This is a genomic window from Massilia cellulosiltytica (assembly GCF_047325105.1).
GTDB classification, from domain to species: Bacteria; Pseudomonadota; Gammaproteobacteria; order Burkholderiales; family Burkholderiaceae_D; genus Telluria; species Telluria orientalis.
In genome coordinates this window covers 4,004,307-4,016,547 of the sequence record NZ_CP168562.1, presented here as the reverse complement: position 1 = coordinate 4,016,547, position 12,241 = coordinate 4,004,307, and the positions used below count along the sequence as shown (strand labels likewise).

10 protein-coding genes are annotated in these 12,241 nt (G+C 66.0%); 3 read left to right on the top strand and 7 right to left on the bottom strand.

The window, feature by feature from the left end; genetic code table 11:
• The first annotated feature begins 40 nt into the window (after nt 1–40).
• Nucleotides 41–1,255, top strand: coding sequence for an MFS transporter (locus ACEN9H_RS17570; protein ID WP_413671437.1), 1,215 nt, complete (start codon nt 41–43; stop codon nt 1,253–1,255).
• A gap of 188 nt (nt 1,256–1,443) precedes the next feature.
• Nucleotides 1,444–2,382: a S41 family peptidase gene (locus ACEN9H_RS17565; RefSeq protein ID WP_413671436.1), complete on the top strand. Its 939-nt coding sequence runs from the start codon at nt 1,444–1,446 to the stop codon at nt 2,380–2,382.
• Nucleotides 2,383–2,421: 39 nt separating this feature from the next.
• Here the strand turns inward: ACEN9H_RS17565 and ACEN9H_RS17560 are convergent, their stop codons facing one another.
• From ACEN9H_RS17560 to ACEN9H_RS17535, 6 genes are all read right to left on the bottom strand, one after another.
• On the bottom strand, nt 2,422–2,886 hold the full coding sequence (locus tag ACEN9H_RS17560; RefSeq protein ID WP_413671435.1) for an N-acetyltransferase family protein: 465 nt from the start codon (nt 2,884–2,886) through the stop codon (nt 2,422–2,424).
• Nucleotides 2,887–2,975: 89 nt separating this feature from the next.
• Nucleotides 2,976–3,449, bottom strand: a complete 474-nt coding sequence (locus ACEN9H_RS17555; RefSeq protein ID WP_413671434.1) for a SixA phosphatase family protein — start codon at nt 3,447–3,449, stop codon at nt 2,976–2,978.
• Complete coding sequence (gene ppk1, locus ACEN9H_RS17550) at nt 3,415–5,568, bottom strand: polyphosphate kinase 1 (RefSeq protein ID WP_413671433.1); 2,154 nt, start codon at nt 5,566–5,568, stop codon at nt 3,415–3,417. Before ppk1 ends, ACEN9H_RS17555 begins: the two co-directional genes overlap by 35 nt.
• Nucleotides 5,569–5,679: 111 nt before the next feature.
• Nucleotides 5,680–6,189 (bottom strand): DUF1993 domain-containing protein, encoded by a 510-nt coding sequence (locus tag ACEN9H_RS17545; protein ID WP_413671432.1) that lies wholly within the window; start codon nt 6,187–6,189, stop codon nt 5,680–5,682.
• Nucleotides 6,186–7,058: an AraC family transcriptional regulator gene (locus tag ACEN9H_RS17540; protein WP_056131153.1), complete on the bottom strand. Its 873-nt coding sequence runs from the start codon at nt 7,056–7,058 to the stop codon at nt 6,186–6,188. Before ACEN9H_RS17540 ends, ACEN9H_RS17545 begins: the two co-directional genes overlap by 4 nt.
• An 86-nt stretch (nt 7,059–7,144) precedes the next feature.
• The gene (locus ACEN9H_RS17535) at nt 7,145–10,156 is read right to left on the bottom strand and encodes a two-component regulator propeller domain-containing protein (protein ID WP_413671431.1); all 3,012 of its coding nucleotides are present in this window, start codon (nt 10,154–10,156) and stop codon (nt 7,145–7,147) included.
• Between the two features lie 133 nt (nt 10,157–10,289).
• On the opposite strand from ACEN9H_RS17535, the gene ACEN9H_RS17530 reads away from it, so the two are divergent.
• The gene (locus ACEN9H_RS17530; RefSeq protein ID WP_056131159.1) at nt 10,290–10,976 is read left to right on the top strand and encodes a hydrolase; all 687 of its coding nucleotides are present in this window, start codon (nt 10,290–10,292) and stop codon (nt 10,974–10,976) included.
• Nucleotides 10,977–11,026: 50 nt separating this feature from the next.
• Here the strand turns inward: ACEN9H_RS17530 and ACEN9H_RS17525 are convergent, their stop codons facing one another.
• Complete coding sequence (locus tag ACEN9H_RS17525; protein WP_413671430.1) at nt 11,027–12,142, bottom strand: RNA-guided endonuclease InsQ/TnpB family protein; 1,116 nt, start codon at nt 12,140–12,142, stop codon at nt 11,027–11,029.
• Between the last annotated feature and the right edge of the window lie 99 nt (nt 12,143–12,241).

The following is a 12,241-nucleotide window of genomic DNA, read 5'->3' as shown; positions in this document are numbered from 1 at the left end:
GGTCCATTTGCCTACACTGGCGTTTTCCCCTGGAGTAAATATGTCACAAGACAGCACCCTGCGCGCCGACGCGCGCGTGATCGCCCTGGTGGGCCTCGCCCACGGCACGTCGCACTTCTACCACCTGATCCTGGCCGCGCTGTTCCCCTGGCTGAAGCCCGCGTTCGGCCTCAGTTACGCGGAACTGGGCCTGCTGCTGACGGCGTTCTTCGTCGTGTCGGGCGTCGGCCAGGCGCTGGCCGGCTTCGTCGTCGACAAGGTCGGCGCGCGCAGCGTGCTGTTCTTCGGCATGACGATGCTGGGCGTCTCGGCCCTCGTGCTGTCCGGCGCCGGCAGCTATGCGGCGCTGATGGGGGGCGCGCTGCTGGCCGGCGTCGGCAACAGCATTTTTCATCCGGCCGACTACACGCTGCTGAACCAGCGCGTCTCGCGCGCCCGGCTCGCGCACGGCTTTTCCGTGCACGGCATCAGCGGCAACATCGGCTGGGCCGCGGCGCCGCTGTTCATGACGACGGTCGCCGCGTTCTCCAGCTGGCGCATGGCGCTCGCCTGCGCGGCGATCCTGCCGTTCGCGGTGCTGGCCATCCTGGTCCTGAACCGGGCACGCCTGGCCCCCGAACGCAAGCAGGCCGTTGCCGCGGCACCTGTGACCGGCGAGGGCACCTTGTCGTTCCTGCGCCTGCGTGCCGTGTGGATGTGCTTCGCGTTCTTCTTCCTGACGGCCGTGGCGCTGGGCGGCATCCAGGCCTTTGCCTCGATCGGCCTGATGCAGCTGTACGGCATCTCGCGCGAGCTGGCGACGGGGTCGTACACGGCCTACATGCTGGCGTCGGCGGGCGGGATGCTGCTCGGCGGCTTCATCGGCGCTGGCCGGCAGGACCACGACCGCACGGTCGCCATCGCGTTCGCCGTGGCCGCCGCACTGGCGCTGCTGCTGGGCGTCGCCGTCGTGCCGGGCTGGCTCGCGTTGCCGCTGATGGCGCTCGTCGGCTTCTTCTCGGGCATCGCGGGACCGTCGCGCGACCTGATGATCCGCGCGGCGGCGCCGAAAAATGCGACGGGGCGGGTGTACGGGATCGTCTATTCCGGGCTGGATGCGGGGCTGTCCGTGGGGCCGGCGTTGTTCGGGCTCGTGATGGATGCGGGGCATCCGGGGTGGCTGTTTGCGGGGATCGCGCTGTTCCAGGCGCTGGCCATTGTCACGGCGGTGGGTGTCGGCGGCGGGACGAGGGGTGCGCGCTTGCAGAATGCGTGAGTGCCCGGGCGCCACCCGGCACTGATGCCGGATTGTTGTAGACAAAGATGTCTATATCGGGCTACGCTCTTGAAACTATCCAGTCAAACAGGAGCAAATCAATGCGTCGATACATAGCAGCCGTGGTGGTCCTTCTGTCGGCCTGCGCAGCTCACGCCGAGTCTCCATCAGGTACGGAACGGACGACGTTGATCGCCAGCGTCATCGATCAGTTACAGGCTTCGTACATCGACGTTGAACAGGCCAACAAGCTGGCGCCGATTCTTCGACATGCCGATTTTAGTCAAGCGGTCGACGACGAGGCGTTTGCCGGAGCCGTCACCGCGTTGATGCAGGGCGTCACGAAGGATCAGCATCTGCGTTTGCTCTACCGTGCAAAGCAATTTCAGTCGCGCGGAAGCGGTGTTCCTGCATCGACCGAAATCGCTGAATGGCAGGCTGGCTGGAAGAGAGATAATTATGGAATCGAACGTGTCGAACGTTTGCCCGGCAATATTGGCTATTTCAAAATAAACTACTTCTGGGATGCTGCCGGGGCGGCTCCGTCCATCGCCGCGGCGATGACCCTGCTGGCCTATACGGACGCGCTGATTATCGACTTGCGTGACAATGGCGGCGGGGATGCAGATGAAGTGCCGTTAATCGCCAGCTATCTGTTTGATGAACGCACGCACCTGAGTGATTTCTACAGGCGCGAGGGAAATATAACGGAGCAGCAGTGGACTTACCCTGCCGTCGCCGGGATCCGGTATGGCAAGGCAAAGGAGGTCTACGTCCTGACGAGCAAGGCGACGTTTTCCGCAGCAGAAGGCTTGGCCTATGCCCTGAAGAATTTGAAAAGAGCCACCATCGTTGGGGAAACGACAAGAGGTGGAGCGCATCCATCACGCATGAGGCGCTTGAACGACCATTACGAAATGATGGTGCCAGCTTCCACGGTGCGAGATCATGTCACCGGGAAGGATTGGGAAGGCGTAGGCGTATTGCCGGATGTCTCGGTTCCTGCTGAAGAAGCGCTGACGATGGCTCAGGTAATGATCCTGAAAAAGAGACTTGCCGATAAGCCGAATGCAGAGAACCGGGACGAGATCAGGAAACGTCTCGCTGCGCTGGGCCCTGGACGTTGACGGCACGAGATCCGCAATGAACAGGTTTTGCCGGCGCTCCTATAAATCCACGCCCATGAAACTGGTGCCCGCAACGGGATTGAATGTCACGGGCGCTGCAGGCAAGAAACCCAGGGATTCGTAAAGCCGCCGGGCGGCTGTGAACTCGGGCAAGACGTCGAGGCACATGCGGCCGTAGCCGGCCGCGCGGGCTTCGGCCAGGATGCGCTCGACGAGCCGGCGCCCCAGGTTCTGCCCCCGCCCGGCCGGGCGGACGTACACGCGCTTCATCTCGCAAATCTCGTCGTTCACCGCGCGGAAACCGGCGCAACCGACGACGGCATCGGCATCCCATGCAAGGAACAGTCCGCCTTTCGGGGCGTCATATTTGCCGGGAAGGGCCGCAAGCTCGTCTTCGTAGTTCTGGAAGTCCAGGCTGACGCTGGTACTGCCGATATATTCGCGGAAGATGGCAATTACCGCATCGAGATCTTCGGGAAAGCGGGCACGTTTGATATTGGTCATGATATTGCGAGGGGGATCGGCGAACAGCCATAGTATGCTGCGGCACGCCAACGAATCAAGGTGCCGCGGTACCGTCCCGCCCCGTGTCGTCAGCGCAGCTTGCCCACGATATCCGGCCCTACCGCCAGCCTGACGAACGGCGCCGGCTCCTCCTCGCCCTTGCTGGCAATCCAGAACACGCTGGCCTTGCGGATCTTCCAGTCCTGCGCGGTTCCGGCAAGGATCAGCGACGCCACCTGGCCGAGCAGCGGCTGGTGCCCGACCACGACGACGGGATTCTTGTTGTCCGGCCAGCCGGCCGCTTCCAGGATGCGCTCCGCCGACGACTCCGTGTTCAGCGCTTCCACGGTGATGAACTTGCGGCCCAGCGCCTGCGCCGTCTGGACGCAGCGCGCGGCGGGGCTGGACAGGATGCGGCAGTGCGACGGCAACTGGCGGTCGAGCCATGCGCCCACGCGCGACGCGTGGCGCGCACCCTTGGCCGTCAGCTCGCGCAACTGATCGCCCTGGCGGTCGGGCACGTGCGGCTCAGCCTCGGCGTGGCGCCACAGGATCAGTTCCATGGTCGTTCTCCTTGTTATGTCCGTGGGCGGTGCTTTGCGCGCCCAGCGTCTCCATCAGGAATTGCTGGGCGCTGAAGGCCGCCTGGCTGCCGCGTGCCTTGCGGCGCTTGTAGCGGCCGTCGCTGCCCAGTTCCCAGGCATTGACGTTGTCCTTCAAATAGACTTGCAGGCCCTCGCGCAGCACGCGCTTCTTGAGCGCCGGTGAGCGGACGGGGAAAGCCACTTCGACCCGGCGGAACAGGTTGCGGTTCATCCAGTCCGCGCTGCCCAGGTAGATGTCGTTCTTGAGATTGTTGCGGAAGTAGTAGACGCGCGTGTGTTCGAGGAAGCGGCCGACGATCGAGCGCACGCGGATGTTCTCGGACAGTCCCGGCACGCCGGGCCGCAGCGAGCACGCGCCGCGCACGATCAGGTCGATGCGCACGCCGTCCGCGGACGCTTCGTACAGCGCGCGGATCACGGATTCGTCGGTCAGCGAATTCATCTTGGCGATGATGCGCGCCGGCTTGCCTTCGCGCGCGATCGCCGCTTCCTGGCGGATCGCCTTGACGATTTCCTTCTGCAGCGTGAACGGCGCCAGCCACATCGCCGACAGCTGCGTGGGCCGCGTCATGCTCGTGAGGTGGATGAACACTTCGTTGACGTCGGCCGTGAGCTCGTCGTCCGACGTGAGGAGGCCGAAGTCCGTGTAGAAGCGCGCCGTCGTCGGGTTGTAGTTGCCCGTGCCGAGGTGGGCGTAGCGGCGCAGGCCGTCCGGTTCGCGGCGCAGCACGAGCGCCATCTTCGCGTGCGTCTTGAGGCCGACGACGCCGTACACGACCTGGGCGCCGGCTTCTTCCAGCCGCTCGGCCCAGTTGATGTTCGCCTCTTCGTCGAAGCGCGCCATCAGTTCGACGATGACGGTGACTTCCTTGCCGCGCAGGGCCGCGTTGATCAGCGAATCCATCAGCTCGGAGTTCGAGCCGGCGCGGTAGATCGTCTGCTTGATCGCGACGACGTTCGGATCGGCCGCGGCGCAGCGCACGAATTCGATCACGGGCTGGAACGACTGGTAAGGATGGTGCAGCAGGATGTCCTGCTTGCGCAGCACGGAGAACGTGTCGTGCGCGTTCACGAGCTTGGCCGGGAAGCCCGGCGAATAGGGCGTGAACTTCAGGTCCGGCCGGGCATTGCTGTTGGCGATCTCCAGCAGGCGCCCCATATTGACCGGGCCGTCCACCGTGAACAGGCGCGAGCGGTCGATCGAGAACTGGTCGAGCAGGAAGTCGGCCAGGTGCTTCGGGCAGCCGCGCGCGACTTCCAGGCGCACGGCGAAACCGTAGTTGCGGCTATGGAGTTCGCTCTGCAGCGCCTGGCGCAGATTCTTGACTTCTTCCTCGTCCACCCACAGGTCGCTGTTGCGGGTGACGCGGAACTGCGAGTACGACACCACCTCGCGCCCCGTGAACAGGTCCGCCATGTGGGCCTGGATCACGGACGTCAGCAGGCAGTAGGACGCGCCCGGCTTGTCCGACAGTTCGTCCGGCAGGCGGATCAGGCGCGGCAGCACGCGCGGCGCCTTCATGATCGCGATGCCAGTGCCGCGCCCGAACGCATCCTTGCCGGCCAGTTCGATGATGAAGTTCAGGCTCTTGTTGATCACGCGCGGGAACGGGTGCGCGGGGTCGAGGCCGACCGGCGTGAGCAGCGGGCGCACCTCCTTGTCGAAGTACTGCTTGACCCACGCCTTCTGCGCCGGGTTGCGGTCCGAACGGCGCAGCAGGTGGATGCCGTTCGCGGACAGCTGCGGCAGGATCTGGTCGTTCAGCAGCGCGTACTGGCGCGCGATGATCTGGCGGCATTCGTCGGCGGCGCCGTCCAGGTCGGCCTGGCCGGGCTCCGGGCCGCCGTGCGCCTGGTGCTGGGCGAGCAGGCTGGCGACGCGGACCTCGAAGAATTCGTCCAGGTTGCTGGAGACGATCGTCAGGAAGCGCAGGCGTTCGAGCAGCGGGACGGATGGATCTTCCGCGTTTTCGAGCACGCGCCGATTGAATTCGAGCAGCGACAGTTCGCGGTTGAGGAACAGGTGTGGGCTATCGGGCGGAAGCGCGGCAAGGGCCTCGTCCGTTTTTAACTTCATATCCATTTTTCGGGAATATTTCACTCGTGACAATGGAGTGTAGAAGTCGATTATGACAACATTGTGACAGAGAATGCTCTGCAGCTCCGCCCTGTCACAATTGATAGTCCGTCATTGCGTATCGAATGTAAAACCGGCCGGATAGCGATGGTAGCCATCGAAGTCGGCTTTCCCGACCGGCACGCCGCCCTGGCGCGCGATCGCATACACCATCGAATAGTGAAAAAAGAAGTTGGGCACGGCATACATCTGATAGTACTCGGCGGCCGGCAGGTCCAGCTCCGCGAAGCCGGCCGTCGTGCGCACGCGCCGCGCGTCCATGCCGGTGAAATCCGCATCGGGGATCGCCGCCAGGTATGCCATCGTCTGTTCGAGCTCCGCGTAGATGCCCGGAAACGCAGCATCCCCGTCGCCGCGGAACGAGACGATCTCGCGTCCCGCCAGCGGGCAGGCGGCGCGCAAGGTGAACCCGATCGCGACCCGGGCCTGCTGCAGCAGCGGGAACATGTCCGGGTGCAGGCGGCGGCCCGCGACGGCGACGTCGAACGCCTCGACCTGCTTCAGGATGGCGTCCAGTTGTCCCAGGTAGTGCAGGAAGAGCCGGGTGGGCGTGACCGTCATACGACGGTCTCCCGAACGCGCCGCAGATCGTCGCGCGGCGGCCGTCCGAACATCCGGCTGTACTCGCGCGTAAACTGCGACGGACTTTCGTAGCCGACCTGGTAGGCCACGGCCGCCACGTCGCAACTGGCGGCCGCGAGGCGGGCGCGCGCCTCGTGCAGGCGGATCTGCTTCTGGTATTGCAGGGGGCTCAGCGACGTGAAGTCCTTGAAGTGGCGGAACAGCGACGACGCGCTCATGCCGCTCACTGCTTCCAGCTGCTGCGTCGAGACGGGTTCGGCGTAATGCTGCTGCAGCCAGCGGATCGCACGGCCGATGCGCGACGCGCGGCTGTCGGCCAGGCCCACCTCGCGCAGCATCGGGCCGTGCGGGCCGGAGAGCAGGCGCCACAGGATTTCCTTCTCCAGCAGCGGCCGCAGGATGCGCACGTCGTCCGGATGGTCGAGCAGGGTCACCAGGCGCCCGACGGCATCCAGCAGCTGGCTCGACGCCGCATGCACGGCCATCGGCGCCGCGGCCGGCGGCGCCTCGGCTTCCGCTTCGACGATCAGGCCCGCGATCTCGGCCGGGCGCAGCGTGAGCGCGACGCCGAGATACGGCTCGTCCTCGCTGGCGTGGGTCACCTGGCCCGTAGACGGCATCGTCAGCGACACGATCACGCAGTCGCCGGGACCATATTCGTAGGTGCGCCCGCCGATCGTCGAGCGCTTGCGGCCCTGCAGGATCAGCGCGAACATCGGCTCTTCGATGCCGCTCATCGGCAGGGTCGGCGTCGTGACCGAACGCACCCGCAGCCCGGGCACGATGCAGTCCGGGCCCGTGCCGGCGTGGCGCATGGCGAGGTGGCGAAGGTCGTGGAGAGTCATCATGATGTCGTTCGTTCGTAAAGGCAGCAGATGTCATTACGGGACAGTGATCGTAACATGTTCGACGCTACCAAGACACATATGCATCTCTATGGCTGGCCGGCCGGGACGCCGCCGGCGAGGCGGCGCCACCACGGCCGCCGCGCCGGACGCTCGTACGCCTGGCCGGCGGGCACCGTGAGCGCGACGACCGTCCCACGTTCGGCTCCCGGTCCGATGTCGAGCCGCGCGCCGATCGCCGCCGCGCGCTCGCGCATGCCCGCGAGGCCCCAGTGGCCGGGCCGGGCGGCCTCGCGGATGCCGCGGCCGTCGTCGCGCACCCGCAGTTCGAACGCCTGCTCGCCGTAGGTCACCTCCAGCACGACCTCGTTCGCATGCGCGTGCCGGAACGCGTTCTGCAGCGCTTCGCGGGCGATGAAGCATGTTTCCTGGGCCACGTCGCGGCACAGCGTGCGGCGCTGGCCCGCCACGCGTACGTCGAAGCGCACGCCGAACTGCTCGCCGAGGATGTGACCCAGCGGGACGACGGCGCCGACGAGGTCCTCGGCCGGCGCCGCCGCGCCGCGCAGCGCCGTCAGTTCGTCGCGGCCTTCGCGCAGCGCGTCGCGCGCCTGTTCGAGCGTGCGGTCGATCAGCGGACGGTCGGGGCAGTCCTGCGGCAGCCGGTCGCGCGCGTGCTCGAACAGCATCAACAGGGCCTGCACGGATTGCATCAGCGTGTCGTGCAAGGTGCGCGCGATGCGTTCGCGTTCGCCCGCGCGCTCCTGCAGCAGGCGGCGCAACTGCAGCGTGACCCGGCGCAGGCGCAGCCGGTACAGCAGCCAGGCGCCCAGCGCGAGGAGGGCGGCGCACAGCGCCTTGAACGGCGCGCCCTGCACGAACGTGGGCGCGATCGTGACGTCGAGCGCGGCGCCCGTCGGGTTCCACACGCCGTCCTCGTTGGCGGCGCTGACGGCGAAGCGGTAGCGGCCCGGCCCCAGGCGCGTGTAATAGGCCGTGCGGCGCGGGCCGGCGTCGCGCCAGTCGTCGTCGACGCCTTCCAGTTTGTAGCGGAAACGGACCCGTTCCGGCATCGTGAAGCTGGGGGCCGTGTAGGCGATCTGCAGGTCGCGCGTGCCGGCCGGCAGGATCAAGCCGCCCGCCGCGTCGAGCGTGCGTCCGCCGGCGGACACGCTCGTGATGTGCACGGGCGGCGCCAGCCGGTTGCGGGGCAGGCGCGCCGGGTCGATCCACGCGGCGCCGTCGGTGCCGTGCAGCCACAGGCGGCCGTCGGGCGTCTCCAGCAGGCTCGATTGCCCCGAACGGAACTGGGCGATGCCGGGATAGCCGTCGCTGGCGTCGAACAGGTCGTACGTGGCGATGGTGCCGGCTGGCGCCTCCAGGAAGGCGCGCCACTGCGCGGCCGGGATGCGTACGAGGCCGCGGCTGCCGTTCAGCCACAGGTTCCCGTCGGCGCGCAGCAGCATGCCCGTGATGCCGGCGAGCGCCTGCGGGTCGGCCAGGCGCACCGGAACGAAGCGGCCGCCGGCGAGCATGGACAAGCCTTTGTCGCCGGCGGCCAGGAGCACGCCGCCGGCGTCGATCACGCGTCCCACGACGCCGACGTCGAGGCCGTCCGCCATGCCGTAGCGCCTGGTCTTCCCGTCGAGCAGGGCGACCACGGTGCTGTCGCGATAGCCGAACCACAATGCGCCGCGCGCGTCACGCGCCATGCTCACCGGGAGCTCGTCGGGCAGACCGAATGCACGCGCCGGCGCCCAGCGGCTGCCGTCCCAGCGGTACAGCCGGTCGTAGGCGAACCCGGCCCACAGTCCGGTGCCGTCGTCGAGCATCGTGCGCACGCCGCCGTCCATGGCGGCCTGCGGCACGCCGTCCGGGAACGGGATGCGGGTCGTCGTGCCGCCCTTGCGCCGCTCGATGACGCCGCGGCGTGCCACCAGCAGGGCGCCGTCGGCGCCGGTGGCCAGCACCTGCACGTCCCGTTCGGGCCGTTCGACAAGACGGGTGCCGTCGTGCATCCACAAGCGGGGCTGGCGGATGAACTCCGCGCTCGCCCACAAGCGGCCGGCATCGTCCAGGGCCAGCGAGACGTTGGCATACCCCGGCGGCAGCCCCACCGGAACGACCCGGTCGCGCCGGAAGCGGTCGACGCCGCGCCGCGTGCCGAGCCAGACGTTGCCCTCGTGGTCCTCGAACATGGTCATCGCGTCGCCGCTGATCAGGTTCGCGGGTGGACGTTCGCCGGGATCGGTGCGCGGGTGCAGGACCTCGGTGCGCGCCAGCGCGTCCGGTCCCAGCCGGTAGAGTCCAACCCCCGCATGCCACAGGTTCCCGTCCCGGTCGAAGATGGCGTCGAACGAATACGATGTCGTCCACCAGTCGCGCGGGTGCGGCGGGGTGGCCAGGCGCTCGGGCAGGCGCGTGATCTTGTCCAGGTACCACAGCCACAGGTGTCCATCCGGGGCGGCCATGATGTTGAAATGCTGGCCCGTGAGGCCCGTCGGCACGAAGCGGTCGACGCCGGGGTCGCGATAGAACAGCGCGTTCTCGGTATTCACCCACAGGCGCCCGGAAGGATCGCGCCGCAGGCCTTCCGAGGTGCCGTCGAGTCCCCAGTCCGCGCCGATCTTGCGCCAGCGGCTGCCTTCGAGCATGAACAACCCCTTGCTCGTCGCGGCCCACGTGCGTCCGCGCTCATCCGCCACGACGGAGTAGACGCCGCCGGGCTCGTAACCGTCGGCCTCGGCATAATGGCGCAGGCGGCCGTCGCGATACACCGACAGGCCGTTGAAGCGGTACCCGATCCACAGCGCCCCGTCGGGAAACGCGCGCACCGTCGCGATCACGTTGGACAGCAGGGGCACGCCGCCCAGCGACCGGATGTGCTCGAAGCGGACGCCGTCGAAGCGGTACAGGCCGGACGGCGTGGCGAACCACATGAAGCCGTCCCGGTCCTGCGTCATCTCCCACACGTCGCCCGGCATGCCGTCCTTGCTCGTCCAGGCGTCGTGGTGCAGCTGGGCGATGGAAAGCGTGGGGTCGAGCGCGTGCGCGCTGCCGGACAACAGCGCGAGGAGGAGGACGATGGCGGAACGGAACATTGACCGGATTGTAAAGCACGCCGTGCCTGTGCGCCTATACGAACGGATACTGGCAATGGAGGAGGGGCGGGACTACCATGGCCTGGCCGGTGCACCACCAACCATCTTTTCATCCCTCCCAGAGGATCATCCCATGAGCAATCCAAAACTCGAAGTGCTGACGCCGCAGAACAGCCAGATCATCTTCATCGATCACCAGCCGCAGATGGCTTTCGGCGTGCAGTCCATCGACCGCCAGGTCCTGAAGAACAACACCGTCGGCCTCGCCAAGGCGGCCCGCACGTTCAACATCCCGACGACGATCACCACCGTCGAGACGCAAGGCTTCTCGGGCTATACCTACCCGGAACTGCTGGACGTGTTCCCGAACCAGCCCATCCTCGAGCGCACCTCGATGAACTCGTGGGACGACCAGAAAGTGCGCGACGCGCTGGCCGCCAACGGCCGCAAGAAGATCGTCGTCGCCGGCCTTTGGACGGAAGTCTGCAACACCACGTTCGCCCTGTGCGCGATGCTGGAAGGCGGCTACGAGATCTACATGGTGGCGGACGCCTCGGGCGGCACGAGCAAGGAAGCCCACGACTACGCCATGCAGCGCATGATCCAGGCCGGCGTCGTGCCGGTGACCTGGCAGCAGGTGCTGCTGGAGTGGCAGCGCGACTGGGCGCACAAGGACACCTATGACGCCGTGACCGGCATCGCCAAGGAGCATTCGGGCGCGTACGGCATGGGCATCGACTACGCGTACACGATGGTGCACAAGGCACCGCAACGCGGCACCACCAGCCACGAAACGCTGGCGCCGGTACCGGCACGCTGATTTTTCGCGCGCGCCGGCCATCCCGGTGCGTGCGTCCGCAGCTCCGGCGCCTATCCGCGCCGGGGCCGCTCCCACCATTCATCCACAGGGGGATGCTTGACGTTTTCCCTACTCTGAAGGACGGGGATTCCTGCAGCCAGCGTCGCACGTCCGCGACGGAGAATGTTTATCGCAGCATTGATATCGCGATCATGTGTACAACCGCAAACACTACACTGCCACTCTCTTATTCCAAGGTCTGCGATACCTTTCGGCCGCGAATCGGGTATGGCGCCACAATTCGAACAGACTTGGGAAGTAAAACTTTCGTCGACTTCCTCGAACCACGCGCCATGCTTAACAGCCTTGTACGCCAGTTGATGTCGGAAGCTCGACCAGCCAGCATCAAGAACAGACTTCGCCATGCTGGTCCTGGCGAGTCTGGCGGCGGCAACATTACCGACCGCGATATAGTCGAATTGCCGAACAATGCGGTCCGAGAGTTTGTGCAGAAAGTCGTTGCGGCGGTTCGCTATCTTCGCGTGGATCGCCTTGGCGCGCCGCTTTTTGTGGGCGCGCTGCGCCAGTGCGAGCGCTTGCTCGGCACCACGATAGATACGCTGCGCTTCAATTTTTTCGCCGGTGGAAAGCGTCGCGAAGGCTTTCAGGCCGAGGTCGATACCGACACCGCGCAACGGTCGGCGGGCACTGCTATCGGGCGTGGCCACATCGATCACGATATTCAGGTACCAGTTCCCTCGTGTATCACGCGAAAAGTTGGTGCCATCCTTGATCTTCCCTTCGGGCAGCGGCCGGCTGTTAAACACGCGGAAGGTATTGTCTGCGAAGCGAAACGCATCACCTTCTCGCTTCAGTTCCCGTCCTTTAATCGGCACCCAGCCCAACGAACACTTGCCGCGATAGCGAAGATAAGGTCGCTTCTTTTGCGAACGCGATCTTGCATACTGTTCGCAGACCGCATTCACGGTGCCGGAATGCAGGCCCAGGTCCTTGCTGCTCCCGGTCGTCAGCTTGTTCAGGTCAAAGCCCGAGAGCCAGGGGCGGCCAAAACGCAGCGCATCCTTTTGCCGATCGTTGCAGTAATTCCAGACGAAGTTACACGCACGCGACTGCCTGTCAAGCAGCCGGTTAAGCGATTTCACCCGGTAACGATAAACAAGAATCATGCTGTGATTATATGCAGCGTTTTTAGCAACCGAAAGGTATCGATTGCTGTGCAATCGGCTCCTTTCCTCCCCGAACTGAAGGACGGGGTTTCTCGGAGC

Coding starts and splice junctions, on each gene's coding strand:
- ppk1 (WP_413671433.1), bottom strand. CDS start 5,568: ATGAAGTTAAAAACGGACGAGGCCCTTGCCGCGCTTCCGCCCGATAGC.
- ACEN9H_RS17545 (WP_413671432.1), bottom strand. CDS start 6,189: ATGACGGTCACGCCCACCCGGCTCTTCCTGCACTACCTGGGACAACTG.
- ACEN9H_RS17525 (WP_413671430.1), bottom strand. CDS start 12,142: ATGATTCTTGTTTATCGTTACCGGGTGAAATCGCTTAACCGGCTGCTT.
- ACEN9H_RS17570 (WP_413671437.1), top strand. CDS start 41: ATGTCACAAGACAGCACCCTGCGCGCCGACGCGCGCGTGATCGCCCTG.
- ACEN9H_RS17530 (WP_056131159.1), top strand. CDS start 10,290: ATGAGCAATCCAAAACTCGAAGTGCTGACGCCGCAGAACAGCCAGATC.
- ACEN9H_RS17540 (WP_056131153.1), bottom strand. CDS start 7,058: ATGATGACTCTCCACGACCTTCGCCACCTCGCCATGCGCCACGCCGGC.
- ACEN9H_RS17555 (WP_413671434.1), bottom strand. CDS start 3,449: ATGGAACTGATCCTGTGGCGCCACGCCGAGGCTGAGCCGCACGTGCCC.
- ACEN9H_RS17535 (WP_413671431.1), bottom strand. CDS start 10,156: ATGTTCCGTTCCGCCATCGTCCTCCTCCTCGCGCTGTTGTCCGGCAGC.
- ACEN9H_RS17560 (WP_413671435.1), bottom strand. CDS start 2,886: ATGACCAATATCAAACGTGCCCGCTTTCCCGAAGATCTCGATGCGGTA.